Genomic DNA, 25,520 nt, shown 5'->3' on the forward strand with positions numbered 1-25,520 from the left:
CCTCCCACGACCCTGGTCGTGTCAGTGTTAACACTCATCACTGACAGGCGTGGTCAAAGCGCGGGGAACTCATGGCTGGGATGCCAAGATCACACCCCGTGACACTCCCCATACCCCCGCCCAGACCCGCACCAACAAGCCTCCGTCCGTGACGGGGGCCAAGGGAGGGCTCGGCCTCGGGAGGCCAGGGTGGTGGTGTATTGGGGGAGGAGGGACGGGTCGGAGGGGGGCGCGGACTCCGATGCCGCGAACGCCTCGTACGACGGGACCGTCGCCGTGACGATGCCCAGGTTCGCCGTCCCCGACGCCGCCAGCTCCCGCAGCGACGCCTCTATCGTCGCCAAGTGCTCCTCGTGCGACGGATACTCCCGCGCCAGCGCCGGATACGCCGCCACCAGCTCCGCGAGTTCGGCGGCCGGCCAGTGCAGCACCGCCACCGGGTACGGGCGCGACAACGCCTCGCGGTACGCGCCGAGTTCCGCGCGCAGCCGGGAGATCTCCGCCTGGAGTTCCGCCGGGTTGTCCGACCCCAGCGACCACACCCGCTTCGGGTCGTGCAGCTCGTCCAGCGGTACCGGGCCGCCGTGCAGGTCGTCCGCCAGCGCGTCCCACGTGTCGTGATCCTCGCCCAGCATGCGCCGTACGCGGTGCCGGCCGAAGAGGATCGGGTGCGTCGTGTACGGCGGCGGCTCCTCCTCCGTCAGCAGCAGGTTCGCGGCGCGCGTGTACGTCTCGTGCGCCGCCTCCAGTTCGTCGTGCGCCTCCAGCGACTCGGCCACGATCACCCAGGGCGCCGGGTCTTTCGGCGCGGCGGCCCGTACGCCGTCGATGATCGCCCTGGCCTCGGCCTCGTGCCCGTACTCCCAGAGGTTCGCCGCCTTCAGCGCCCGTACCAGGGTCGGGTTCTCCAGCGGGGCCGGCGGGGACGGGGCGAGCAGGCGGTCGTAGAGGGTGGAGGCGCGGGCGCGGGCGCCTGCCAGTTCGAGATGTGCGGCGGCTTGCACCAGCAGCTGTTCGGCGTCTTCGGGGTACCGCCCGGCCGTGCGCTCCAGGCGCTCGGCTTCGGCGATGTGATCGACGGGATCGGCGTTCTCGGCGTTCTCAGCAGGCGTGTCGCGGCGCATGGGTGACACCGTACTGCTGTCCGTGTACGGCGGTGGGGGAGCGGGTCGCACTCGCTCCTGGTGACTTGCGCCCCCACCCCCTATCGTTCCGCCGGACACCCGGCCCGAAGGGAGCCCCCACGTGTGGCGTGCGCGTTCCTCCGTCGTCGGCCACCGGCACCTGCGCCGCCGCGCCCTCGCCCGCCGTGCCCTGTGGACCGGCGCAGAGATCGCCGTCACGCTCGGTGCCGTCCTGCTGCTGCTCGTCGCCCATCAGCTCTGGTGGACCAACCGGGAAGCCCGCGCCGACGCCGACCGCACCGTACGCGCCCTGGAGCGCGAATGGCGTGACCCGGATACGCCGGATACAGCAGATACCACGGGCACCACAGACTCCACAGACATCACAGACGCCACAGACACCCCCGACCCCAGCCCCGACACCAGTTCCGGTACCAGCGACACCCCCGCCCCCCGTAACAACACCCGCTCGCAGACACCCCCACCCACCTGGAACCACGCCTACGCCGTCCTCACCATCCCCCGCCTCGGCCTCCGCGTCCCCGTCGCCCAAGGTGTCGGCAAGGCCGGTGTCCTCAACAAGGGGTATGTCGGGCACTACCCCGGCACCGCTCAGCCGGGCCAGGCCGGGAACTTCGCGTTGGCCGGGCACCGCAACACCCATGGGGAGCCGTTCCGTTACATCAACCGGCTCCGCAAGGGCGACGAGATCGGCGTCGAGACGAAGTCGGCCACGTACACCTATGTCGTCGACAGGACGCTGCCGCAGACCTCGGCCGGGGACGGCGGCGTCATCCGACCGGTGCCCCGCAGCCAGGTCCGTACCGGATACGGGTACAGCGAGCCCGGGTACTACCTCACGCTCACCACCTGCACCCCCGAGTACACCTCCCGGTACCGGCTGATCGTCTGGGGCAAACTCACCTCGATGCGACCCCGCTGACCGGCGGCGCCGACCCTCCGGGTTGATCGATAAGCTCCCCTGCCGTGACACGCCCCCACCCCCCTCACAGTCCCCGGCGCCCCCGCCGCCCCCACCTCCTGTTCCTCCTCATCCCCTTCCTCCTCTTCCTCGTAGCCCTCCCCTTCGTCAACCGCGTACAACCGGTTGTCCTCGGGCTGCCGTTCCTCTTCTTCTGGCTGCTGCTGGCGACGGTCGTGACGCCGTTCGCCGTCTGGCTGGCCTGGCGCGGCGATCACCGCGCCGGTGACCACACGTGAACGCCGCCGTCGCCACCTCCGTCTTCGCCGTCTTCATGGTCGCCACCGTCGCCCTCGGTCTCCTCGCCGTCCGGGGCCGCGGCGGTGGGCAGGGCGGGCTCGCCGAGTGGTCGGTGGGCGGGCGCAGCCTCGGCGCCGTGTTCATCTGGGTGCTCATGGCGGGCGAGAGTTACACGAGTTTCAGCTATCTCGGCGCTGCCGGCTGGGGCTACAACTACGGCGCCCCGGTGCTGTACGTCGTCGCGTACATGTCCTGCGGATACGCCGTCGGCTATCTCGTCGGCCCGATGCTCTGGTCGTACGCGCGCCGGCACGGCCTGGTCGGGATCAGCGACATGATCGCGCACCGCTACCGCAGTCCCTGGCTCGGTGCCGTGGTCGCGGTGCTCGTGACAGCGTGCCTGTTGCCGTACATCCAGTTGCAGATCACCGGCATGGGCGTCGTGGTCACCACCATCTCGTACGGGGCGATCGGCCTCGACTGGGCGTACTTCGTCGCCTTCGCCGTCACCACCGGCTTCGTCGTGGTCAGCGGGTTGCGCGGCAGCGCCTGGGTGTCGGTGCTGAAGGACATCCTCGTGATCGGCACCCTCGGCTTCCTCGCCGTGTACGTACCGGTGCACTACTTCGACGGCTACGGCCCCTTCCTCGACCGGCTCGTCGCGGAGAAAGGCGAGTGGCTGACGCTGCCCGGACACGGCGGCGCCGACAGCGCCCTCGGGCAGGGGTGGTACCTCAGTACGTCGCTGCTCAACGCCCTCACCGTCGTCATCTTCCCGACCACCGTCGCCGGCTACCTCGGCGCCCGCGACGCCGACGCGCTGCGCCGCAACGCCATCTGGCTGCCCGTGTACAACGTCCTCCTCTTCGTCCCGATGTTCCTCGGACTCGCCGCCCTGTTCGTCGTGCCGGGTCTGACCGGCGCCGAGTCGAACCTCGCCCTGTTCCGGCTGGTCGTCGACTCGCTGCCCGCGTGGGCCGTGGGGGTCATCGGGGTCGCCGCCGCGCTCTCCTCGATTGTGCCGATGGCCGTGTTCATGCTGGTCATCGGCACGATGTGGGGGCGTAGCGTGCTGTCGCTCGTACCGCGGCTGCGGGCCCCGCGCCGGGAGAAGGCCGCCGCGCAGATCGTCGTGGTCGCCGCGGGCCTGATCGCGCTCGGCCTGACATACGGGGCGCCCACCACCCTCGTACGCCTCTCGCTCATCTCGTACGAGGGTCTGGCGCAGCTCGTCCCGATGCTGCTGCTCGGGCTGGTGTGGCGGCGGTTCACCTGGGTGGCCGCCGTCAGCGGGCTCGCCGTCGGGTCCGTTCTCGTCTGCTGCCTCGTCTTCACCGGCAACGATCCGGTGTTCGGGATCAACGCGGGCCTCGTCGCCCTCGCCGCGAATCTCGCGGTGGCGCTCGTCGCCGTGTACGTGGGGCCCGCCGACCGGGACGAGCGGCCGGACGCCGATGTCCTGGCCCGCACGGACAGCGGGCTGCGACGGCAGCGGGAAGGGGCTTCTGCCGAGCGGGACCGGGCTCCCGCCGAGCAGGACGGGGCTCCTGCCGAAGACGGCACTCCTGCCGAAGACGGCACTCCTGTATAGACGGCACTCCTGTATAAACGGGGGGAGAGTCGGCGCGCGCCGACTCGACTGTATGTACCAGAGAGGGGCAGCGGCGATCATGCGACGTACGGCGACCGCTACCCCCGCGCGGCCCCCGGGCCGGGTCCGGGCGCTGCTCCGTCCCGCCCTCCTCCTGCTCTTCCTCCTCGCCGAAGTGGTCCTCGCCGACGTCGTCCTCGCGGACACCGGCGGCCTCTCCGCCGTCGTCGCGTTCGCGGCCACCGCCGCCGCGGGCTCCGCGCTCGCCGTCTGCGCCGTCCTCGCCTCGCGCTGCGCGCCCGCCGTGCCGCGCACCCGGGTCCGTACGGCCATCCGCGACCGTGAGCACCGCACCGCCTTCCTGCCGCAGCGCGATCCCGACGCCTCGGGGCGCCCCAGGCCCCGGGCACCCGGCCGTCTCCTTCCGACGGCCGCGTAGGCACACCCCGGTTCGACCGGCACCACCGTGCCGCCCGCGCGGCTCGTCCTACCGATCCATTCCCGGTACGACGAGACCCCCGGAGGGCTCAGTCATGTCCCTTTCCTCCCTCTTTGTCGCCTTCTCCAGTCTGGTCGGGCACCTCGCCGATCTGCTCGAACCCGTCTTCAACGCCTCCGCCGCCGCGGTCGCGATCATCGTGTTCACCGCGCTCGTACGCCTCCTCGTGCATCCCCTGTCGCGGGCGTCGGCGCGCGGGGCGAAGGCGCGGACCAAGCTGGCGCCGCGGATCGCCGAGCTGCGCAAGAAGCACGGCAAGAACCCCGAGAAGTTCCAGAAGGCGGTGATGGAGCTGCACCGCGAGGAGAAGGTGTCGCCGCTGTCGGGCTGTCTGCCGAGCCTGTTCCAACTGCCCGCGTTCTTCCTGCTTTACCACGTGTTCTCCAACTCCCGGATCGGCGGCGAGCCGAACGAACTCCTCGGGCACAAGCTCGGCGCCGCCCCGCTCGGCAACCGCTGGTTCGACGCGCTGTCCGACGGCGGGCTCTTCGGCCCGGCGGGCCTGGTCTACCTGGCCCTGTTCGCGCTGGTCACGGCCGTCGCCACCTTCTCGTACCGGCGTACCAAGCTTCAGATGGCGGCGGCGCCGCTGCCGGTCGCCGGGGACGGGCAGCAGATGCCGGGCATGGGCGCGATGACCCGTTTCATGCCGCTGATGTCGTTCATGACCCTGTTCACGGTCGCCGTGGTGCCGCTGGCCGCCGCGCTGTACGTGGTGACCAGCACCGCGTGGAGCGCGGTGGAGCGGGCGGTGCTGTACCGCGACATGTACCGGGACGTCGAGGGGCCCGCTGTCACATCAGGGGCGCCCCGCACGTCAGTGAGGTGAAATGACGTGAACGGGCGACTGGGAGGCGTACGGGATGACCGACGAGCGGGACGTGCTGGCGCGGCGGTTCGAGGAGAACCGGCCGCAGTTGAGGGCCGTCGCCTACCGGATGCTCGGCTCGCTGAGTGAGGCGGACGACGCCGTCCAGGAGGCGTGGCTGCGGCTCAGCCGCTCCGACGCCGACACCATCGACAACCTCGGCGGCTGGCTGACGACGGTCGTCGGCCGGGTCTGCCTCGACATGCTGCGCTCCCGCGCGTCACGCCGTGAGGACCCCCTGGGCGTCCGCGTACCCGACCCGATCGTCGCCCGGGACGGCGCGGTCGACCCCGAACAGGAGGCGCTGCTCGCGGACTCGGTCGGGCTCGCGCTGCTCGTTGTCCTGGAGACGCTGGACCCGGCGGAGCGGCTGGCGTTCGTCCTGCACGACATGTTCGCGGTGCCGTTCGAGGAGATCGCGTCGATCGTGGGGCGTTCACCGGCCGCGACCCGGCAGTTGGCGAGCCGGGCCCGGCGCCGGTTGCGGGGCGGTACCGGTACGCCGGAGCCGGAGACCGATCCGGGGCGGCAGCGCGAGGTCGTCGAGGCGTTTCTCGCGGCCTCGCGCGCCGGTGACTTCGATGCGCTGGTCGCGCTGCTCGACCCGGACATCGTGCTCCGCGCCGACCAGGGCACGGGTGTCGGGGCGGCCGAGGTGGTACGGGGTGCCCGTACCGTCGCCGGACAGGCGCTGATGTACCGGAACCTTGCCGCGTTCTCCCGTCCGGCCCTGGTGAACGGTATGCCGGGCCTGGTGACGACCGTCGAGGGCAGGGTCACCGGGGTCATGGGCTTCACGATCGTGGACGGCCGGATCGTGGAACTCGACATTCTGGCGGACCCGGGGCGGTTGGAGCGGTTGTCGGTGCGGGAGGGCTGGGGGGACTGAGGGGGCTGGGGGGACTGAGGGGTCGCCGACCGGTGTGGGTTGGTTGGTGGGCTGGTTGGTTGGTGGGTTGGTCCAGTCCGTGAACGGGGTCTTGCGGAGTGGACGGGGGCGTCGGAGGATCGACCAGTCGTCCGATGACCGCAACGCATCGGCCGGGCCTCCGCGCGACCTAGGATCCAGGGAGATTGACCATGAAGCTGCTGCGTGTCGGTACGGCGGGAGCGGAGCGTCCGGCGCTTCTCGACGCCGACGGGACCCTGCGGGACCTGTCCGGACACGTCAAGGACATCGACGGCGGGCTGCTCGCGGACGAGGCCGCGCTCGGCCGGATCCGGGCCGCCGCCGAGGCCGGTGAGCTGCCGGTCCTGGACGCGGACGGGCTGCGCGTCGGGCCGCCGGTGGCGGGCATCGGCAAGGTCGTGTGCATCGGGCTGAACTACCACGACCACGCGGCCGAGACGGGCGCCGAGCCGCCGTCCGAGCCGGTCGTCTTCTTCAAGGCGGCGGACACGGTGATCGGTCCGAACGACACGGTGCTCGTGCCGCGCGGTTCCGTGAAGACGGACTGGGAGGTCGAACTCGCCGTCGTCATCGGCCGGACGGCCCGCTATCTCGCCTCGCACGAGGAGGCGCTCGCGCATGTCGCCGGGTACGCGGTGGCGCACGACGTGTCGGAGCGGCAGTTCCAGATCGAGCGCGGCGGCACGTGGGACAAGGGCAAGAACTGCGAGACGTTCAACCCGTTGGGCCCCTGGCTGGTGACGGCCGACGAGGTCCCCGACCCGCAGGCACTTGCTCTGAAGCTCTGGGTCAACGGCGAACAGAAGCAGAACGGCAGTACGGCCGACCAGATCTTCCCGGTAGCCGAAGTGGTCCGCTACGTAAGCCAGTTCATGACCCTGTACCCCGGAGACATCATCAACACGGGCACCCCGGCAGGCGTAGCCCTGGGCCAACCGGAACCGAAGCCGTATCTCCGGGCGGGGGATGTGGTGGAGCTGGAAATCGGGGGGCTCGGTCGCCAACGCCAGGAACTGAAGCCGGCGTAGCCCTGGCGGGCGGCTTGACCGGTGCCGGGTTGTCTTGTCACGGGGTCACATTCCGGGGACCCGGCACCGGGGCGTTGTGCCCCCGACGGGTGGGCCGTTACAGGGGCTTCCCGTACCAGTGCTCGGCGGCGTCGTGGTCGTTGTACGGTGCCGTCTCCGCGTAGCCGTGGGCCTCGTACATGGCTCTGGCTTCGGTGAGTCGGGTGTTGGTTTCGAGCACGATGCGGGCGGCACCCAGCCCACGGGCGGCAGCCTCGGCCGCCAGCAGCAGCCCTCGGCCGAGCCCCGTTCCGCGTCCCGTCGGGCGCACATACATGCGCTTGATCTCAGCGGTCGCCGGCGCCTCGGCCAGCAGCCTCACACCGACATACCCGAGGAGCGCGCCGTCGTCCGCGCGAGCGGCGAGGAACATCCCGTGCGGCGGCGCCAGGTCGTCGTGCGGGTCGTTTTTCATGGCCTCGCGCAGTTCGCTCTCCGTCGCCGAACGCCCCCAGACACGGCGGGCCACCTCGGCGGCGTACTCCCACAGCGCGTCTTCGACACCGGCGGCAGCGACAGATTCCGACTGGATCGTCCACGTATGCATGCGGGGAGCCTATGCGGCGGTTCTTGGGGGTGGGCAGGGTCCGGTGTGGCCGGTGAAGAGGGGGCAGGTGTCGTGGTCGGTGGTGGTGAGGGTGCATTCGGTGAGGGTGACCAGCTCACTCAGAGGGCCGAGCCACCTGACCCATACGACTGTGTCGTTGCTGAGGTAGCGGAGGAGGGAGTAGTGGGGGCCGGGGTGGTGGGGGTGTAGGGGGCACCAGGTGTCGGGGGTGATGTCGTCGTCGGCGTTGGGTCCGCCGTCGATGGCGAGGACGGTCGCCTGTTGGTCTGGGGTGAGGTGGTAGTCCTCGCGGGCGCAGGGCAGGGCGGTGTCTCCGGTTCCGAAGAGGCGTGTGAGCAGGGTCGTCGCGTAGGCCGGATCGTGGATCGTGTGCCGGGGTGTTCCTGTGTCGGGGTTCACGGGATTGTCCACCGCTGCGTCACCGGCCTCGGGTTGTGTGGGCGGTGATGACGGCGGCGAGTAACGAGGTGACGCTGAGGCAGGTGCCGAGTACGTGGATCAGTGCGGGGTGTTTGCGGCGGAGTGCCTTGAGCGCGGCAAGGTCGGTGTGGGGTTCGTAGTCCTTGCGGTGGGTGGTCCGGAAGTGGGACATGGGTACTCGGCTTTCCGGGTTGCTGGGGTTGTTCGGGCGGCGCGTCATGAGGCGACGTCTCCCATCTGGTCGAGGAGGGTGAGGAGGGAGCTTGCGAGGCGTACGAGGTGACCGTGGGAGTTTTCCGGGGCGGGTTGTTCCGCGCTCAGGTTGATCACGGCGCCCAACTGGTCGATTGCGTGCCGCTGTTGGTCTGTGGGGTACGGCTTGATGAGGTACGGGATTACGTCCGCGAGCTGGGTGGCCGTGTGTCTCAGCCGGTCGGCGATGGCCGTGCCTTCGGCGGGGGATGGGTGTACGGCGTATTCGCCGAGTACGGATTCCAGGTCGTCGTACAGGTCATCGGTGATCGCTTCGGCGGCGAGGGAGCGTCGCAGGCCGTAGAGGAGCCTGTCGGCTGTCGCGTCGTCGTGGGAAAAGTCGCCGCTCGGCCGCGAGGTCTCGTGCAGGGAGGCGGTCATCACGTCCGCCCGGTCAGGGTGAAGGCCGCCCAGGTGGTGCGGCCGTCGTCACCCACACCCCACGCGCCAGCCAGAGAGGCGACGAGGAACAGCCCCCGGCCGCACACGTCCTCGTCGGCGGCGTCCTGTAACTGGGCGGGGGCCGAGTTCTCGTCGGTGACTTCGATGCGGAGTTCGTCGTCGGTGTGCCGCATCCACAGGGCCACGGCTCCCTGGCCGTGCTCTACGGAGTTGGTGACCAACTCGCAAGCTACTTGCAAAAGTACGTCCTAGATTTCGGTGTTCGGAGGTGCCCTCGCTGCCCGGACATGGCAGGGCCCCGGCTCTTCGGGGTGCGAGAATCAGGACCCCGGCCTTGCTTGCCTCACCGCGGTCTATGTCGCGTGCGACTCATCGCTGCGATCGGTCATGGTGGCGTTGAAGCACTGGAAGGCAGCCAGCTCATAGCCGCTGTGGTGAGTCAGGCCCGCGTGCTTGAGACACCACACCTGTGCGTCGTCCGCGTCGGCTGTGTCGTCGGAGCGCTCGCCGCACGTGAGGCACTTGCCGAAGTGACGTACGGCCATGGTCCGTATGGCTGTCAGCGTCCATTCCGCGAACCGGTACCGGCCTCGAATGATCCCGTCGCCCGCGTTCATCCGAAAGCCTCGGCTGGAAGACTCGGTCCGTCGCTGTCGGCGCCGTTGTCCCGGTCATCGTCGGCGTCGTGCGCGTCGTCGGGCACGCGCAGACGGGCGCCTCGGCTGTCGGCGATGCGCAAGACGTCACCGAGGCAGTGCGTGGCCGCCCGCAGCGCGAGGCGTAGCGCGTACTCCCCGGCCTTGCGGTCGTCCAAGACGGCTTGGGCGCCCTTGAGGACGTCGGCGCCGTCGCGCAACTGGACTGCCTCGATCTCGTCCGCGATTCGGGCCAGTGCCCCCGGGTTGCCGTTCGTGGACAGGAAGCATGGTTTGCCGGTGTCGGTCTCCCACGGCAGCAACCGCAAGCCCGGAGGGGGTGCGGAAACGGCGTTTCGGTCGTAGCTCATCAGGCCGTCACCTCCACGCCGTGAATCCGACGCGTGCCGGTGTCGATGCCGCACGTGGCGAGCACCAGCACACGCCGGCGTACCCGCTGCCGTCGTTCGTCCTGTCGCCGCTCGTGCGCGACGAGGTAGGGGCGGACAAGCCTGATGTCCTCGCCTCGCAATGGGGGGACCCGTGGGAGAAGAAGGGCCGTCGGCACGTCCGCGGTCGGCGTGGCGGGGGTCTTCTCGGCTCTCCGGTGCCGCCCTGGCGCAGGGAGTAACAACCGCAACAGCGGCTCGAAGATACGGGCGATACAGTGCGGCATGTCGTCAACCTCCACAGGGTTGGTGTCCATGCCCCCGGGCGTCCAGCAACGTCGCGGGGGTCTTCTGACCCTGGCATCGTGCCGACAGCCGAAGGCCGGAACTATCAGACATCGCTGATAGCCCCGGCCATTGTTTGACGCTACGTCACATACCCAGCCAAGTACCGTAGTTGTTGAAGGTGTCCGGCATCCTGCGCTTGGCCGCCTCCAGCCCGGAGTATGTCTCGCGGACCATAGGGTGGTATCGGGTTTGCTGCGGTGCGAGCTTCCGCGCTTTCAGCAAACTCTTGAATGCCGAGTCAGTGCGCCCTGCCCACATCTGCGCTCGCGCCACCTCGGCGTGGTGGTGCGCGAGCCGGGACGGCGGCCATCCGTCCGGAATCGTGATCTCCTGCGCGGAGTGCACGGCTTCGGGGTACAGATCCAGTTCCGCCAGAACGCTGACGCGGTGTACGCCGACGTTGGTCGGCCCGAAGGACAGCCAATGGACCTTCTCGGCCGGACCTGTCCGCTCCGAAATGCGTTCTGCCTCGCTGAGGTGCCCTTCTGCGGTGCCTTTGTCCTTGTCGCGCCCCGCCAACACGGCGGCGCCGAGGTGGAGTTGTCCTGCGACGACATCGGGCACGCGTCCCGGCTCCGCCTGTTCCAGGGTGGCCATGCCCAAACGGATCAGCCGCTTGCCCGTTCGGTAGTCGCTCGCTCGCAGATAGGCGAGTGCTCGCAGGTACTGACGCATTCCGCCCAGCACCGGGTCAGATGCCCGCTGCGCTGCCCAATCCATGCGGTCCAGCGCCACCGTGCACAAGTCGGGGAACCCGAGCTTCGTCGTCACGTCGTAGGCGGTGCGGTATGTACTTGCGAGCAACCGCCAGCTGCGGTCTGCCGGGTGCGTGTGCGCTGTCGTCGTGGCTTCATGGATCAGGCCGGGAAGGTCGGCGGCAACCTGCTTGATGTTCGTCGCGCGGACCATGGCGCACAGTTCCTCCGCGTGCGCCTCCAACTCCTCAACCGGGCGCGGGGTCACGTCCGGGTCGGGGCCAAGGTCATAGATGTTCAGCGCCTCGCGAATCGGGTTGATCAAGCCGTCCAGCTGGTCCTGCCGCAGCTCATCGAGGTAGGGCTGTCCCGTCAGTTCGGTGACTGGCACCGAGAGTGCGCGAGCGAGTGCGCCGATCACCGATGGGCTTGCGGGCAAGGCACCCTGCTCCACCTTGGTCAGGGTGCTGTACGAGACGTGAGAGAGGTCAGCCAACTCGCGTTGCGTCAACCGGCGGACTTTGCGCACGTGCGCGATGCGTGCGCCTGTGTGCTCTTCAGTGTGCGGGGGCATACTGGGCTCCGTTCTGCATCGACACCAGAACGGTACCCCTGGCCCGTTGCCGGGGAACTGTGATCGGCCCCCGTTGCTCCTTGGCGGGGGCCGTTGCTGTCTGAGCGTGCGGTGCCGTAGCGCCGCAGGTGGGCAGGCCGTCGGCCCCAGCCGCATCCCGTGACCGGACCTGCCGCGGCCTTCGCCTTCAAGTACAGAGAAGCGTTACTCCGATCCGGTCGGAGTGACCATCTGACGTACTGCCGCACACCGCAATGACTCCCGAGCACCTCGACCTGGCCGGCCGTTAGTCGCCTGGAAGATCGAGAAGAACACCCGCCGTACGTACGCGCGGAACGAACGCGGGCGCAGATCCGGACGAGCGGCACCTAGTCGACGTTCAGGTAGCGCGGCCGTAGCTGCGCGGGCTCCTCAGCCCGACGTGAACTCCTCCAAGGCCGCCACCACCATCGCGTGGTCGTCGGCCTGGGGGAGGCCCGAGACCGTTACCGTGCCTACCACCCCCGCTCCCTCCACCGTGAGGGGAAACGCGCCGCCGTGGGCCGCGTATTCGTTCGGGTCGAGGCGGGATGCGTCCTCGAAGGTCGTGCCCTTGGCTCGGAAGCGGGTGCCTACCAGGTAGGACGACGAGCCGTAGCGTTCGACCACGCGGCGTTTGCGGTCGATCCAGGCGTCGTTGTCCGGGGTCGAACCGGGCAACGCCGCGTGGAAGAGTTGCTGGCCCCCTCGGCGGATGTCGATCGCCACCGGGGCGTTCCGGTCCCGCGCCATCGTCACCAGGAGCGAACCGAGCGCCCACGCGTCCTCGTAGGAGAAGCGCGCCAGTACCAAGTGGCTTTCCTGGGACTCCAGTTGCTCTATCAGTTCCTCGATCGTCACAGCGTCACCGTCACACCGTCGCGGGCCGAGCGGCGGGCCGCCTCCAGGACGTCGAGCGTCGCGGCGGCCTCGCCTGCGGTCACCGGATTGGGGGCGCCGTCGTGGAGGGCGGCGGCCACGGCCGCGTAGTACGCGGGGTAGTCGCCGGAGAGGGTCGGCTCCGGGCGTCCGCCGCCCGTCAGGGGGGATTCGCCGGAACCCACGGTGCCCCACAGGTGTTCCGGCTCGTCGCCCCACGGCTCACCCGGTGCCGGGCGCTCACCCTCGCGCAGGGCCGTCTCCTGCGGGTCGAGGCCGTACTTCACATAGCCGGCGGAGGAACCCAACACCCGGAAACGGGGGCCTAGTTGGGCCGTGGTCGCCGAGGCGTAGAGGTGCGAGCGGACACCGTTCGCGTGCGTGAGCGCGAGGAACGTGTCGTCGTCGGTCGCCGCGCCCGGCCGCCGTACGTCCGACTCCGCGTACACCGACGCCACCCGGCCGAAGAGGAACAGCGCCTGGTCCACGACATGGCTGCCCAGGTCGTACAGCAGGCCGCCGATCTCGCCCGGGTCGCCCGACTCCCGCCAGCCGCCCTTGAGTTGGGGCCGCCAGCGCTCGAAGCGGGACTCGAAGCGATAGATCTCACCCAGCTCACCGTCGGCGATCAGCTTGCGGAGCGTCAGGAAGTCGTTGTCCCAGCGGCGATTCTGGAACACCGAGAGGAGCAGGCCGCGTTCGTCGGCGAGAGCGGCCAACTCGCGGGCCTCCGCCGCCGTCCCCGCGATCGGCTTGTCCACGACCACCGGCAGCCCCGCCGTGAGCGCGGCGGTGGCCAGCGGTACGTGCGTCTTGTTCGGCGACGCGATGACGACCAGGTCCAGTTCGGCCGAGGCGGACGGGGTCCAGAGAGCGTCCGCCGTGTCGGCGAAACGGACATCCGGGAACTCGGCGCGCGCCTGCTCCCGGCGCTCCGGCGACGACGTGACGATCGTGTCGAGGGCGAGCCCTTCGGTGGCGGCGATCAGCGGGGCGTGGAAGACGGAGCCCGCGAGCCCGTATCCGACGAGACCCACGCGGAGGGGTGAGACCGATCCAGTCATAGGCCCACTTAAGCAACGCTGTTGCCAAAGTGCAAGCGGGCCGGACAATGGGGGTGTGAACAGCAACATCAACAGCGAGGTCGACGGGGCCGGCCCCGGTTCCGGCGTCTACAAGGCAGGCCCCGGTTCCGACAGTGGTGACACCGGTTCCGGTAGTGGTGACACCGGTTCCGACACCGGTGATCCCGGGCCCCACGGCGTCAATCTCCCGGCGCTGCGCGGGCACAACACCGCCCTCGTCCTCGACCTGCTGCGCAGGTCCGGCGCCGTCGGCATCAGCCGTCTGGAACTGGCCGCGCGGACCGGCCTCACCCCCCAGGCCGTCAGCAAGATCACGGCGCGGCTGCGCGGCGAGGGACTGGTCGCGGACGCGGGGCGCCGGGCCTCGACGGGCGGCAAACCGTCGACGCTGCTACGGCTCGTACCGGAGGCGGGCCACGCGATCGGGGTGCATCTGGACCGTGACGAGATCACGGCGGTACTGGTCGATCTGCGCGGCACGGTCGTCGCGGAACGCCGTGCGCCGCTGGACCTCGGGGCGGGCGCGGAACCCGTACTCGGCGCGGTGGCCGGTGCGGTGGCGGAGGTGCTGCCGAACGGTACGGGCGCAGCCCCCCTCGGTGTCGGGGTCGCGCTGCCCGGTCCGCTGGACCACCGGCGGGGCGTGCTGGGCCGGGTCACGGGCTTCCCCGAGTGGGAGGGGTTCGCGCTACGGGACGTCCTGGAGCGCCGCCTCGGCCTGCCGGTCACCGTCGACAAGGACACCAACGCGGCGGCACTCGGACTCGCCCTCGGCCTGGGCGGGGCGGTGGTCCCGGCGTACGGGTCCTTCGCGTATCTGCATCTCGGTACGGGACTTGGCGCCGGGTTGGTGCTGGGCGGGGCCCTGTACCGGGGGGCGCGGACGGGGGCGGGGGAGTTCGGGCACCAGGTGATCGACCTGGACGGGACACCGTGCGGGTGCGGCAGGCGGGGGTGTGTCGAGGCGCTGTGTCTCGCGGCGGTGGGCCGGGGCGCCCCGGAGGAGGCGGCACGGGTCCTCGGCACGGCCGCCGCGAACCTCGTCGGGCTGCTCGACATCGACCTGGTGCTGCTGGGCGGCCGGACGGTGACGGCGTACGAGGAGATCTTTGTCCAAGGCGTCGCCTCGGTCATGGGCGCCCCCGGGATTCCGGTGACCCTCGCGCCGGGCGGCCCGCGCGCCACTGCCGAGGGAGCGGCTCAACTGGTCCTGGCCCCGGTGTTCGGGCGGGAGTCGGCCGAGCGCGCCGGGCCCGCACGCGTCCGCTGAGCCGATACGGACCCCTGCCGATGCGATCCCCCTGCTGATGCGCGTCCGCTGATCGAAGGGACTTCGGCCGCCGATCGGGCGGACGCCGTGCGTGGCGGTCCCCGGCTCCCGACCCCCGCTGGCAGGGTCGCGAGCCCACGACCAAAGGCCCGTCATGCGACAGAGCACCCCCCTCGCCCGGCATGTCATCGCCGCCGCCACCCTCTCCGCCGCCGCCCTGACCGCCACGACGGCTCAGGCCGCCACGACAGCCCAGGCCACCACGACAGCCCAGGCCGCGGCCTTCACGGTCACCCCCGCCACCACGCCGGCCCCCGCCACCTCGACCCCCACCCCCGGCACCCTCACCCGTGCCCCCGCCCTCACCTCCGTCACGGTCGCCCCCGCCGTGACCCACACCCCGCCCGCTGTCCGCCGGGCACCCGGCGCCCCCGCCCTGGCGCCGCCCTCCTGCCCGGCCGCGCCCGACGACGCCTTCCCGCTCGACACCCGGATCCATGGCGGGCCCGGCCGGTACCGGGCCGGGGAAGGGCCGCTCGCCTGGCAGATCGAGTTGGGCAACGCGACCGGGGCCGCCTGCGAAGGCGTGCACCCGGTCGTCGTACTCGTGGACACCACCCGGGCCTTGCGCGGTCCGCAGGTGCGGATGGAGTTCCGGGACGGTAGGCGGTGGCGGCCCGCCGCGATCGAGCGGACCGACCGGGACGAGACGATCGCCGTGTTCGACGACGGGTTCGGCGGATTCACCGTGCCCGCCCACGGCAGCACCACCGTCGACGTCCGGCTCGCCTTCGCCGCCGACACCGCCGCGAACGAGATCGTCGCCCAGGCCGCGGTCGTCCAGCGCCGCGGCGACGACGGTGCCTGGGTCGGGGAGTCCGGGCCGTACCGGTTCCGTGTCGACGCCGCGCGGGTGCCCGACGGGAGTAAGAACCCGGCCGCCGCCGTCGAGCCCTCGCCCGGCAGCCGTCCCGCCGCGCCCCACCAACTCGCCTCCACCGGCTCCCCGTCCCGCAAGGGACTCGCCGCCGCCGCCGTCGCCCTGCTCCTCACCGGCACCGCCCTCTTCACGATCGCCCGCCGCTTCCAGACCCCCGGCCCGCACCGGCACTGACGTCGTCTCCCGAAGTACTACGCCGTGAGGGCCCGTATCGCCGTGCTGGTCGGCGAGTTGGCCGAGGGCGACACGCTCCCCACCGCACGGGACCTGGCCGTGCGGTCGCGTACCGGAACGAGCTGATGGCGGACGTCGAGATCCTCCAGCCCGACTGGGCCGGCATCGACAAGAACCTCGCGGGCTACATGGACGCCTGGAAGACGGCCACCGGCGGCTGACCGGCCGGGTCCCGCCGGCCGGGGGCTGACTACGCTGGGGGCGCCCGGCACAGCGTCGTCCGGGCGTCCCCGCACCGCACCCGTACGTACGCATCCCAGGAGACCGGCCATGGCAGAGCGCAAGCCCATCGAATCGTGGCTCACCGACATGGACGGGGTACTCATCCACGAGGGCGTACCGATCCCCGGCGCCGAAGCCTTCATCAAGAAGCTCCGGGACTCCGGGATGCCCTTTCTGGTGCTGACCAACAACTCCATCTACACCGCCCGTGATCTGCACGCCCGCCTGGCCCGTATGGGTCTGGACGTGCCGGTCGCGAACATCTGGACGTCGGCCCTGGCCACCGCCCGGTTCCTGGAGGACCAGCGCCCCGGCGGCACCGCGTATGTCATCGGCGAGGCCGGGCTGACGACGGCGCTGCACGACATCGGGTACGTCCTCACCGACCACGACCCGGACTATGTGGTGCTCGGCGAGACCCGCACCTATTCGTTCGAGGCGATGACGAAGGCCGTCCGGCTGATCAACAACGGCGCCCGTTTCATCTGCACCAACCCGGACGAGACCGGGCCGTCCACCGAGGGCGCGCTGCCCGCGGCCGGTTCGGTCGCCGCGCTGATCACCAAGGCGACCGGCAAGGACCCGTACTTCGCGGGCAAGCCGAACCCGCTGATGATGCGGACCGGGCTCAACGCGATCGGCGCGCACTCCGAGACCAGTGCGATGATCGGCGACCGGATGGACACGGATGTCCTCGCGGGGCTTGAGGCGGGGATGGAGACGTTCCTCGTACTGACCGGGGTGACGACGGCCGAGGACATCGAGAAGTACCCGTTCCGCCCGTCCAAGGTCGTCGATTCGATCGCCGATCTGGTCGACAGGATCTGATCGGGACTCGTCGCCCGGGTGCCGGACGTCAGACACCGGACGTCAGAGATGCGTGCGGCGCCCGGCGAATCCCCCGTACGGACCAGCCGTGACCCCCCGCCGGGATGCGGGACGGGTCCCGGCGCGTGAACCTGCGAATACCAGGAGGTTCACGATGAGTACAGGGATGATTTCTCTCCGTACCGTGGGAGTGGCCGCCGTCCTGGCGGCGCTGCCCGCGGCGACCGCTCACGCCCGGGCCGAGGGATCCGTCGCCGTGAATCCGTCCGAGGCGCCACCGGGTTCCGAGGTCGACCTGCGGGTCACCGGCTGTGAGGGCACGTCGGGCCGCGCCGCATCGGACGCGTTCGTCGCCCCCGCCGACCTCGCGCCGTCCGCCGACGGGCCGACCCTGTTCGCGCAGACCCGGATCAAGTCGTCGGCGGCCCCCGGCGATTACACGATCACGGTGACCTGCGACGGCAAGGAGGCCAAGGCCAAAGACGTCGTGCACGTCGTCGCGCACGGCAGCGGGCACGAGCCGGCTGCGTCCCCGACCGCCCCCCAGCGCGCGGGCGGTGGCACATCACGGCTGACCCCCGCCGAGGAGTCCGAGGGACCCGGCACCCGGCAGGCCGTCATCGGTCTTGTCCTCGCGGGAGTGGCGGCGTGCGTCGTTGTCTTCCGGGTACGCAGGCGGCGACCGCACAACGGCCGGGACGAGTGAGACAGCGGGCCCCCATGGCCGACCGGGAACGCGCGGACGGCACCGGGCGCCTCGTCACCGGGGTCGCCTGGGCCGTCCTCCTTCTCGGCCTGTGGCTCTGGGGCCAGGGGATCACCGATGTCCCCGGCGGGATATCCGGGCCGACCACCGGCGATGTCGCCGCTGTCGGCCGCCCTCCGGGCACCCCGCTCCCGCCTCCGATCAAACCCCTCACGGCCTCGGAGCCGTTGCGCGTCGACGTTCCCGCGACCGGCGTCCGGGCCCCCGTGGTGGGTCGTGGCCTCGACCGGTCCGGGGCCGTCGACCCGCCGCCGTTCGACCAGTCGGGCACCGTCGGCTGGTACGACGCGGGTACCCGGCCCGGTGCGGCGGGCGCCGCGCTGCTCGTCGGGCACGTCGACACCGAGACCCGGCGGGCCGTCTTCCACAACCTCAGCACCGTGACACCCGGCGCGAAGATCCGGGTGACCCGCGCCGACGGCACCACCGCCGAGTTCACCGTCGACGACGTACGGGTCTACGCCCGCGACCGCTTCGACGCGGCCCGCGCCTACGGGCCGCACCGACATGACCGGGCCGAACTGCGGCTCATCACCTACGGCGGCACCTTCGACAAGGCGACCCGTGAGTACAGCGCGAATGTGGTGGTGTCGGCGTATCTGACCGGTAAGAAATCCTGAACCGCCCACGCCGCCACGGCGATTCGGGGCCGGGGGACGACCCTGCCCGGTCGGCGACCTGCTCCCCCTGGAGCCGCCGACCGGGCCGGTCCTCGACCGCGCGCACGGGCCGCGGGAGTGGCCCGGCGTCTGCGGGAGGTCGCTCATGAAACTCCGGAACGGACACCTGCCCGTCACCCAGGGTATTCCGTCGCACGACGGCGCCGCACGGGGGATGTGACTTCCTCTCATTCAAGAACCCCTCGTCCAAGGCCCGTTCGATCGCGAGGTCGCCTATGTCAGGATTGGACCTCGGAAGGTGCACCCGAGGGGGAGTGGATGTACGGCAGGGTGAAATGGTCGGCGGCCGTGGCGGGGGCGGCACTGCTGCTGGCGGGATGTTCTTCCGGCGACGACTCCGCGAAGAAGGACACGTCGGAGCCGATTCGGCAGCAGCCGAAGGGAACGGACCCGTACTGGGTGAATCCGGAGGGGAACGCGGCGGATCAGGTCCGCGCGTATGAGAAGGACGGAAAGAAGGACGACGCCGGGCAGATCCGGAAGATAGCGGAGGAGCCGACCGCCGAGTGGATCGGTGCGGAGAACCCGGAAGCGGAGGCGCGGGGCTTCACGGAGGCCGCGGCGAAGGCGGACCGGGACGCGGTCCTGGTCCTCTACAACATTCCGCACCGCGACTGCGGCAACTTCTCGGCGGGCGGCGCCGCCGACGGCAACGCGTACCGTGCCTGGATCGACGGGGTCGCGAAGGGTATCGGCGACCGCCCGGCGACGGTCGTCCTGGAACCGGACGCGGTACTGCACCTGGTCGACGGCTGCACCCCGGACGAGTTCCACGAGGAGCGGTACGACCTGCTCAAGGGCGCCATCGGCAGCCTCAAGGCGCTGAAGAACACCAAGGTCTACCTCGACGCGGGCAACACCGGCTGGGGCAAACCCGACCAGATCTTCGAACCGCTGAAGTGGGCGGGCGTCGAGCAGGCGGACGGTTTCTCCGTCAACGTGTCCAACTTCTATACGACGGCGGACAGTACGGCGTACGGCAAGGAGCTGTCCGCGAAGGTCGGCGGCAAGCCCTTCGTGATCGACACCAGCCGCAACGGCAACGGCCCCTACACGGACGGCGACCCGAACGAACGCTGGTGCAACCCACCGGGCCGAGCCCTCGGCGAAACCCCCACCACCAAAACCGGCGACCCACAGATCCACGCCTTCCTCTGGATCAAACGCCCCGGCGAATCGGACGGCACCTGCAAGGGGGGCCCAAAGGCGGGCGAGTGGTGGCCGGAGTACGCGTTGAGCCTGGCCAAGGCCACGAAGTGACCTCACCGTTCCCGTATGACGGAGGGGCCCCGGCGCGGGTGTCGCGCCGGGGCCCCTCCGGCGTACGGAGCTGAATTCGCCTCCGCCTACGGCACCTTCACCCACTGGGCCTTTGACGGTGTGCCCTCGGTGTCGGTGACGAAGAGCATGTACCAGCCTGATTCCACCAGGTTGCGGCTCTTCGGGACCGTGACCGTGATGCTGTCGGTCGACTTCTTCACGTCCAGGGCGATGGATCGCTGGTCGACGTCCGTGACATGGGTGGACGCGCTCGGGCGGATCAGCCGGGCCGTCTTGACGGACGACGCCTGCTGCGCGGAGAACGTCGCCGAACCGCCCCGCTCGATGGTCTTCGGGCCGCCGGACAGCGAAGGGCGCGAGTCGCGGTAGAGGTACGGCGGTGTGTACATCTCGATGCGCTGCTCGAACGTGCCCGGCTTGGTGTTGGCCTTGTCCGCGTACAGGGAGTCCGATCCGAAGAACATCACGCGGCCGTCCGGCAGCAGCAGCGAACCGGAGTGGTAGTTGCGGCCCACCAGCGGATCGGCCACCTTCCGGAAGGAGTTGGCCTTCGTGTCGTAGATCCGCGCCTGGTGGATGTTGGTGTCACCGCGGCCCCGGTAGTCCTCCGAGCCGCCCGACACCAGCACCGTGTCGTCGGGCAGGATCGAGGACTGCGGATAGCGGGTCCCCTTCTCCAGCTCGGGACCGTCCACGAACTTCGGGTCGTCCGCCTGGAGGTCGACGATGCGGGTCTTCCTGCTGGACTCCTGGGACTCGCCGACCCCGCCGCCGCCGATCACCATGTACTTCTCGTCCTGCGCGGGCGGCAGCAGCACCGTGCCGGAGGTCTCCAGGAGCTTCGGGTCGCTCATCCCGGGCAGCTTGCGGAACTTGTTGGTCTCCAGGTCCCAGATGCCCGGGTCACGGCCCACGTCGTCAGGGCCGTACCCCGCGTTGGAACCGGAGTAGAACAGCTTGCCGTTCTGCATCAGCGAGATCGCCGGATACGTCGGGAACTGCCGGATGCCCTCGGTGTACTCCCAGGTCCTGGTCTCGGGGTCGAACACCTCGTTCTTGCCCGGCACCAGCTGCCCGATCTCGTCCAGGCCCGACAGGCTGAGCACCTTGCCGTCGCTGAGCGTCGTCAGCGTCGGGTACCAGCGGGCCTCCTTCATCGGGTCGACCTGGATGTACTTCTCGGCGACCGGATCGAACTCGAAGGCGTCCCGGATCCCCTGGAAGTCCTTCTTGTCCAGGGCCAGCTTCTCCGCCATGCCGTAGGTGTTACGGGCGTCGGCGCCGGAGAGACCCTGCACCCGGTAGTTGTCCTGGGTGCCCGTCTCGTACTGCGCGCCGCTCTTCTGTGCCTCGACATAGATCCGGCCGAGCCCCGGGTCGTTGCGTACGAACTCACCGGTGTCCGGGTCGAAGACCTTCTCCGCCCGCTCGACCACGACGGGGTCCCTCGACGTGAACGTCTTGCCGTTGGACTTGCCGGTGAACTTGGTGCCCGCGGGCAGCGTGATCGGCTTGTCCGGGTTCTCGTTGTGGACGACCATCAGGCCGCCCGCCTTGCTGACGTCACCCTTCAGCTTCTCGTACCGTTTGGTGCCGCCGGCTATCAGCAGATTTCCGTTGGACAACTGCGTATGGCCCGTGCAGAACAGGTCCTTCGGCGTGGGGATCTTCTTGATCGTGTTTCTGATCGGATCCCACAGCCGGGTGTCGAACTTCTTGTCGTCGAAGTTCTGCTGATTGTTGCCCGACCCCGCGACCAGCAGAATCTTTCCGGTGTGCAGAAGCGCCGCGTGAATCGTGTTCTGCTTGAACTCCGCCGGGAATTCGACGATGTCCCATTTCCCGTTCGCGGCCTTGTACTCCGGCTTGTTGATCTTGTAGTCGTGGTATTTCTCGGACCCGAACCGATACAGGGCGGGACCGTTCATCGCGGCCAGCGCAACAACTACCGCCGCGCCTATCGCGATGCGTCGGAAGCGGCGGCGGCTGGAACCGTCTTTCATTTCTTACGTCCCCCAAGGGCGATCTGTACGGTCTGGTCGTTCGGTGTCGACGTCCAGTTCGGTTTCTGCTGCGGGGTGTGGGCGCCAGGGGCCGCGTGCCGTCCACGTGCCGGGCCGGCCTGCGGTGGGACCGTGCCGTCGGACGGCGGAGGCGCGACGGGCGGCTTCTTCTTCGCCTGCCGCAGCGTCCAGCGCCACGCGAAGATCGGGGCGGCCGTGATCAGCAGGGCGAACGACGCCCAGATCAGCATGGCGGGATGGGAGTGCCCGAAGTAGAAGGAGGCACCCATCGAGGCACCGAACACCGCGATGAAGAAGAGATGGATCCGGAAGGTGCCGAACAGGGTGTCCGGGCTCGCCGAATCGCCCTTCGGCGTCACCACGAACTTGCTCTTGCGGCGCAGCACGGCATCCATCAGCGACCGCGCGTAGATCGGCGCGGACAGCGCGGACATCACCATGCCGGCGACACCGCCGGAGCCCTCCGGCTCGTGCGGGGACACATTGTGCCGGCGGTTCCAGATGTAGAGCCCGATCTGGAGGGCGGACGCGTTGCCGTACAGCATCAGCCAGATCGTCGGGTCGATGTTCACACCCGAGGCGCCCATACCCAGGAACAGCGCACAACTCAGCGCCGCCAGGATCCAGTTGAGCGCGGACATCGGGTAGAAGATGATCATCATCGTGTAGTTGAAGAGCTTGCTCGGCGGCAGCGAGTAGAAGCCCTTCCAGTACTGCTTGAGGATCGTCTCGTACGTCCCGCGCGACCAGCGCAGTTGCTGGGTGAAGAAGTCCGTCCAGGCGTTGGGACCCTCACCGACGGCCAGCACGTCCGGGGTGTAGACCGAGCGCCACTTCTTGCCGGTCACCGGGTTCTTCGCCCGGTGGATCTCGAACCCGGTCGCCATGTCCTCGGTGATCGAGTCGTACAGACCGCCGATCTGCTTGAGCGCGCTGATCCGTACGGCGTTGGAGGTGCCGACGAACATCGGCGCGCCGTAGGCGTTGCCCGCGCGCTGGATCAGGGCGTGGAAGAGGAACTGCTGCGACTCGGCGGCCTTGGTGACGAAGGTGTCGTAGTTTCCGTACACCTGCGGGCCGATGACGAAGCCGACGTCCGGGTCACGGAAGAAGCCGAGCATCCGCTCCAGATAGTTCGGCAGCGGTACGTGGTCGGTGTCGACGGAGGCGAAGAAGTCGTAGTCGCCGCCGTGCGCGTCGAGCCACGCGTTGTAGTTGCCGTGCTTCGTCTTCGCCCGGTGCGGGCCCTTGGGCTGGTTCCACTGGGGTATCCCCTTGCGGGAGAAGTGGTGCACGCCCAGGCGCGCGCAGACCTCCTTCACCTCCGGGTCGTCGCCCTCGTCGAGGAGCCAGATGTGCAGCAGCCCGCGGTGGCGCACCTTGACGGCGGCCTCCAGCGTCTTCGTGACCATGGCGAGGGGTTCCTTGCCGGGCACGAAGGAGGTGAGGAACGCGACCCGGGTGCCGGTCTCCGGGACGACCGGTATGGGATCCCTGGCGACGAGTGTGGCGTGCGCGTTCGACAGGACGTTCATGCACCGGAAGAACTCGATGAGGCCGATGGAGACGAGCATCACCATGTCGAGGACGGGCAGGAAGTCGTACTTCGGGTAGTCCCGCTCGGTCCAGTGCGTCGGCTGGAGCAGCCAGGCGAGCAGTACGAGGGAGAGCAGCGGCGCGGCGCCCAGCATGAGCGCGGCCCGCACGCGGTGCGGCTCCTGCGAGAGCAGTGAGCGGTACTGCACCTTGTACGGCTTGCCCGGATCGGGCTGCGTGAGGGGTCCGGCGAGCCGGCTGTAGTGCTCGTAGTCGTAGCGCGGCAGCGTCTTCTTGATTCTTCGGAAGCCTCCCGTCCGGTGAGACGGCACGCGCAGTTGCGTGGTCTCGGACGGGTCGAAGTTCTGCCGGGCGCCGTCAGGCGGCGACGTCATGAGTCATACCCCCCAACACGCGGGAGACCGCGTGTTCGTCGATCGTCCGCCCGGTACGGATTCCCCTGATCTTCCCGGGCACATCAGTGGCAGGCCACCGCTCAGTGAGATGATGAACGGCGGCCTTCCGGTTGCATGATGCCCGTCTCGGCATCCGTTCACGAACCGGGGCCCCGCCGCCCGCCCCCCGCGCCGCGACGGGTCCGGACTCCCAACTCGTCCGTCCCTGTGGCCTCATGGGATTTCCGGGCTCCGGGCCAGGGTTCTATGCCGCTTGTCATGATCGCAAGGGCGCGGGGCTTTCGGGCGGGGGTGACGTATACGACTGTGATGTACCGGTGCCTGTGTCGGTGCCCGTAACGCTGCCTGTGTCGGAGCCCGTACCGTTGCTTGTGCCGCTCAGTCGGGTGCGGATGTCACCGAAGTGCTCCTGTATGGCCCGCTCGGCGCGGACCGCGTCGCCCGAACGTACGGCGTCGAGGATCTCGCGGTGCTGGCGGCAGGTGACCTTGGGGTCGTGCGGCAGGTCCACGAGGTCCGTCCGCACCCGGTGGAAGGCGTCCCAGAACGCTTCGAGCAGTTCGCTGAGCAACTGGTTGCCGAGGCCGCGGTAGAGCGTCGCGTGGAAGGCGCGGTCGCTCTCGATGAGCCCGTCGCCCGCGGCTGCCGCGGCGTCCATGCGGTCCACCAGGGCGTCCAGTTCGGCGAGATCCGCGGCGGGCAGCCGGCCCGCGAGCCGGGCGATCAGCCCGGTCTCGACGGCGGCCCGCAGCTCCAGGAGCTGGCGGAGGCTGTCCTCGCCCCGGTAGTGCCCGGCGACCGTGCGGAAGGTGAGGCCCTCGATCATGGGGGCCATCGACATCGGTCCGACATACGTGCCGAAGCCGTGCCGGATCTCGACGATGCCCATCGCCTGAAGTGCCTTGAGCGCCTCGCGGACGGAGTTGCGGCTCACGCCGAGCAACTCCATCAGTTCGGGCTCGGTCGGCAGGACCGCACCGGAGGGCAACCGCCGGTCGATGATGAGCTTCTTGATCCGCTCCTGGATGTCGCGCGCCATGACGCCCACGGTATCCGTCCGGCGCCCCCCAGGTGGCGGGCGTCCAGGAACGGAGACAACGGAAAGGCCCCCGCTGTCGCGAGGGCCTCTTCGGTCGGTGCGCCGCCAGGGACTCGAACCCCGGACCCGCTGATTAAGAGTCAGCTGCTCTAACCAACTGAGCTAGCGGCGCCTGCTGACCTGGAGAACTCTACCCGACCGGAAAGGGTGCTCAGCACCTCCGTGACTCGCGGTTCCACCCGCTGCCGCGCCCGTTGGCACGCCCTCCATCCCATGCCCGTAACGCGGCTTATGTCCTGACTGTCAGTCATTTGGATCATCAACGTGCGATATGCCCGGACCGTTGAGAAACTGACGACCGTGCAGATGCGCGGAGATGTCAATCCGGTGGGTGAGGGGAATCGTATGGACGCTCCGGAGTTCGAAGAGATCGATCCCGCGAGCGACTGTGACTGTGCCGGCTGTGTCCACTGGCGGCGTGCCATGTATGCCCTGCCGGTCCGGCTCGGCGGCAGCCCGGCGGCGCACGGTGCGCGCCGCGCGCTCGTCCTCGCGGCAGCGGCGGGGACGGTCCTGGGCGGTACGCAGGGGATGCCGGCGGTCGCAGCGGAGCACCGCCCGGCGGAACTGGGGCAGTCGGGCACCGCCGATTCCGGGTTGCCGGTGAACCGGTCCGCTGCGGGACAGTCGGCCGCTCAGTCCGGTCCAGGGCAGGCGGGTGCTCAGTCAGGTCCGGGG

27 protein-coding genes, 1 tRNA gene and 1 pseudogene are annotated in these 25,520 nt (G+C 69.7%); 14 read left to right on the plus strand and 15 right to left on the minus strand.

The features are described 5' to 3' along the window. Positions 1-89: 89 nt before the first annotated feature. On the minus strand, positions 90-1,124 hold the full coding sequence (locus ACFVT5_RS04320; RefSeq protein ID WP_389881277.1) for an SEC-C metal-binding domain-containing protein: 1,035 nt from the start codon (positions 1,122-1,124) through the stop codon (positions 90-92). A 121-nt stretch (positions 1,125-1,245) separates the two neighbouring features. Here ACFVT5_RS04320 and ACFVT5_RS04325 point away from each other — a divergent pair, with 121 nt between their 5' ends. The 7 genes from ACFVT5_RS04325 (at position 1,246) to ACFVT5_RS04355 (ending at position 7,242) form a co-directional block, all read left to right on the plus strand. Next, positions 1,246-2,067 (plus strand): class E sortase, encoded by an 822-nt coding sequence (locus ACFVT5_RS04325; protein WP_389881278.1) that lies wholly within the window; start codon positions 1,246-1,248, stop codon positions 2,065-2,067. Between the two features lie 44 nt (positions 2,068-2,111). After that, complete coding sequence (locus tag ACFVT5_RS04330; RefSeq protein ID WP_389881280.1) at positions 2,112-2,345, plus strand: DUF3311 domain-containing protein; 234 nt, start codon at positions 2,112-2,114, stop codon at positions 2,343-2,345. Next, positions 2,342-3,937, plus strand: coding sequence for a sodium:solute symporter (locus tag ACFVT5_RS04335; protein WP_389881282.1), 1,596 nt, complete (start codon positions 2,342-2,344; stop codon positions 3,935-3,937). Before ACFVT5_RS04330 ends, ACFVT5_RS04335 begins: the two co-directional genes overlap by 4 nt. Positions 3,938-4,016: 79 nt before the next feature. Next, complete coding sequence (locus ACFVT5_RS04340) at positions 4,017-4,376, plus strand: DUF6412 domain-containing protein (protein ID WP_389881284.1); 360 nt, start codon at positions 4,017-4,019, stop codon at positions 4,374-4,376. Between the two features lie 94 nt (positions 4,377-4,470). Further along, positions 4,471-5,265 (plus strand): YidC/Oxa1 family membrane protein insertase, encoded by a 795-nt coding sequence (locus tag ACFVT5_RS04345; protein WP_389881286.1) that lies wholly within the window; start codon positions 4,471-4,473, stop codon positions 5,263-5,265. Positions 5,266-5,299: 34 nt separating this feature from the next. Then, on the plus strand, positions 5,300-6,193 hold the full coding sequence (gene sigJ / locus ACFVT5_RS04350; RefSeq protein ID WP_389881288.1) for an RNA polymerase sigma factor SigJ: 894 nt from the start codon (positions 5,300-5,302) through the stop codon (positions 6,191-6,193). Positions 6,194-6,384: 191 nt separating this feature from the next. Next, the gene (locus ACFVT5_RS04355; RefSeq protein ID WP_389881289.1) at positions 6,385-7,242 is read left to right on the plus strand and encodes a fumarylacetoacetate hydrolase family protein; all 858 of its coding nucleotides are present in this window, start codon (positions 6,385-6,387) and stop codon (positions 7,240-7,242) included. Positions 7,243-7,339: 97 nt separating this feature from the next. Here the strand turns inward: ACFVT5_RS04355 and ACFVT5_RS04360 are convergent, their stop codons facing one another. The 10 genes from ACFVT5_RS04360 to ACFVT5_RS04405 form a co-directional block, all read right to left on the minus strand. Continuing rightward, the gene (locus ACFVT5_RS04360; RefSeq protein WP_389881291.1) at positions 7,340-7,828 is read right to left on the minus strand and encodes a GNAT family N-acetyltransferase; all 489 of its coding nucleotides are present in this window, start codon (positions 7,826-7,828) and stop codon (positions 7,340-7,342) included. Positions 7,829-7,837: 9 nt separating this feature from the next. Continuing rightward, positions 7,838-8,248, minus strand: coding sequence for a hypothetical protein (locus ACFVT5_RS04365; protein ID WP_389881293.1), 411 nt, complete (start codon positions 8,246-8,248; stop codon positions 7,838-7,840). Between the two features lie 19 nt (positions 8,249-8,267). Beyond that, complete coding sequence (locus tag ACFVT5_RS04370) at positions 8,268-8,489, minus strand: hypothetical protein (RefSeq protein ID WP_389881295.1); 222 nt, start codon at positions 8,487-8,489, stop codon at positions 8,268-8,270. Beyond that, on the minus strand, positions 8,486-8,902 hold the full coding sequence (locus ACFVT5_RS04375) for a DUF6415 family natural product biosynthesis protein (protein WP_389881297.1): 417 nt from the start codon (positions 8,900-8,902) through the stop codon (positions 8,486-8,488). Before ACFVT5_RS04375 ends, ACFVT5_RS04370 begins: the two co-directional genes overlap by 4 nt. After that, positions 8,902-9,144, minus strand: a complete 243-nt coding sequence (locus tag ACFVT5_RS04380; protein WP_389881299.1) for an ATP-binding protein — start codon at positions 9,142-9,144, stop codon at positions 8,902-8,904. Before ACFVT5_RS04380 ends, ACFVT5_RS04375 begins: the two co-directional genes overlap by 1 nt. Before the next feature lie 132 nt (positions 9,145-9,276). Continuing rightward, a complete protein-coding gene (locus ACFVT5_RS04385) occupies positions 9,277-9,468 on the minus strand; it encodes a hypothetical protein (RefSeq protein WP_389881301.1) in 192 nt (63 codons plus the stop codon). A 68-nt stretch (positions 9,469-9,536) separates the two neighbouring features. Beyond that, on the minus strand, positions 9,537-9,929 hold the full coding sequence (locus ACFVT5_RS04390; RefSeq protein WP_389881303.1) for a hypothetical protein: 393 nt from the start codon (positions 9,927-9,929) through the stop codon (positions 9,537-9,539). Positions 9,930-10,379: 450 nt separating this feature from the next. Further along, on the minus strand, positions 10,380-11,564 hold the full coding sequence (locus ACFVT5_RS04395; protein WP_389881305.1) for a helix-turn-helix domain-containing protein: 1,185 nt from the start codon (positions 11,562-11,564) through the stop codon (positions 10,380-10,382). A gap of 411 nt (positions 11,565-11,975) precedes the next feature. Beyond that, positions 11,976-12,443: a heme-degrading domain-containing protein gene (locus tag ACFVT5_RS04400; RefSeq protein ID WP_389881307.1), complete on the minus strand. Its 468-nt coding sequence runs from the start codon at positions 12,441-12,443 to the stop codon at positions 11,976-11,978. Continuing rightward, a complete protein-coding gene (locus ACFVT5_RS04405) occupies positions 12,440-13,525 on the minus strand; it encodes a Gfo/Idh/MocA family oxidoreductase (RefSeq protein WP_389881309.1) in 1,086 nt (361 codons plus the stop codon). The genes ACFVT5_RS04400 and ACFVT5_RS04405 overlap by 4 nt, the downstream gene beginning before the upstream one ends. Positions 13,526-13,592: 67 nt before the next feature. On the opposite strand from ACFVT5_RS04405, the gene ACFVT5_RS04410 reads away from it, so the two are divergent. From ACFVT5_RS04410 to ACFVT5_RS04440, 7 genes and pseudogenes are all read left to right on the plus strand, one after another. Beyond that, the gene (locus ACFVT5_RS04410; RefSeq protein ID WP_389882058.1) at positions 13,593-14,816 is read left to right on the plus strand and encodes an ROK family protein; all 1,224 of its coding nucleotides are present in this window, start codon (positions 13,593-13,595) and stop codon (positions 14,814-14,816) included. A 154-nt stretch (positions 14,817-14,970) separates the two neighbouring features. Further along, on the plus strand, positions 14,971-15,930 hold the full coding sequence (locus ACFVT5_RS04415) for a hypothetical protein (protein ID WP_389881311.1): 960 nt from the start codon (positions 14,971-14,973) through the stop codon (positions 15,928-15,930). 3 nt (positions 15,931-15,933) lie between these two features. Beyond that, a pseudogene (locus tag ACFVT5_RS04420) lies at positions 15,934-16,035 on the plus strand (GntR family transcriptional regulator); the annotation flags it as partial. A 225-nt stretch (positions 16,036-16,260) separates the two neighbouring features. Continuing rightward, entirely contained in the window at positions 16,261-17,040 is a 780-nt protein-coding gene (locus tag ACFVT5_RS04425; RefSeq protein ID WP_389881313.1) for an HAD-IIA family hydrolase, read from the plus strand. A gap of 154 nt (positions 17,041-17,194) precedes the next feature. Next, positions 17,195-17,746 (plus strand): hypothetical protein, encoded by a 552-nt coding sequence (locus ACFVT5_RS04430; protein ID WP_389881315.1) that lies wholly within the window; start codon positions 17,195-17,197, stop codon positions 17,744-17,746. A gap of 14 nt (positions 17,747-17,760) precedes the next feature. Next, entirely contained in the window at positions 17,761-18,426 is a 666-nt protein-coding gene (locus ACFVT5_RS04435; protein ID WP_389881317.1) for a class F sortase, read from the plus strand. A 318-nt stretch (positions 18,427-18,744) separates the two neighbouring features. Further along, complete coding sequence (locus ACFVT5_RS04440) at positions 18,745-19,746, plus strand: glycoside hydrolase family 6 protein (protein WP_389881319.1); 1,002 nt, start codon at positions 18,745-18,747, stop codon at positions 19,744-19,746. An 86-nt stretch (positions 19,747-19,832) separates the two neighbouring features. Here ACFVT5_RS04440 and ACFVT5_RS04445 read toward each other — a convergent pair whose 3' ends face one another. From ACFVT5_RS04445 to ACFVT5_RS04460, 4 genes are all read right to left on the minus strand, one after another. Continuing rightward, complete coding sequence (locus tag ACFVT5_RS04445) at positions 19,833-21,770, minus strand: galactose oxidase-like domain-containing protein (protein WP_389881321.1); 1,938 nt, start codon at positions 21,768-21,770, stop codon at positions 19,833-19,835. Then, the gene (locus ACFVT5_RS04450) at positions 21,767-23,722 is read right to left on the minus strand and encodes a glycosyltransferase family 2 protein (RefSeq protein ID WP_389881323.1); all 1,956 of its coding nucleotides are present in this window, start codon (positions 23,720-23,722) and stop codon (positions 21,767-21,769) included. The genes ACFVT5_RS04445 and ACFVT5_RS04450 overlap by 4 nt, the downstream gene beginning before the upstream one ends. 277 nt (positions 23,723-23,999) lie before the next feature. Next, on the minus strand, positions 24,000-24,782 hold the full coding sequence (locus ACFVT5_RS04455; protein ID WP_389881325.1) for a FadR/GntR family transcriptional regulator: 783 nt from the start codon (positions 24,780-24,782) through the stop codon (positions 24,000-24,002). Between the two features lie 98 nt (positions 24,783-24,880). Continuing rightward, positions 24,881-24,954: transfer RNA gene (locus ACFVT5_RS04460), tRNA-Lys, on the minus strand. Between the last annotated feature and the right edge of the window lie 566 nt (positions 24,955-25,520).

It is taken from the genome of Streptomyces sp. NPDC058001, from assembly GCF_042886315.1.
GTDB lineage: Bacteria > Actinomycetota > Actinomycetes > Streptomycetales > Streptomycetaceae > Streptomyces.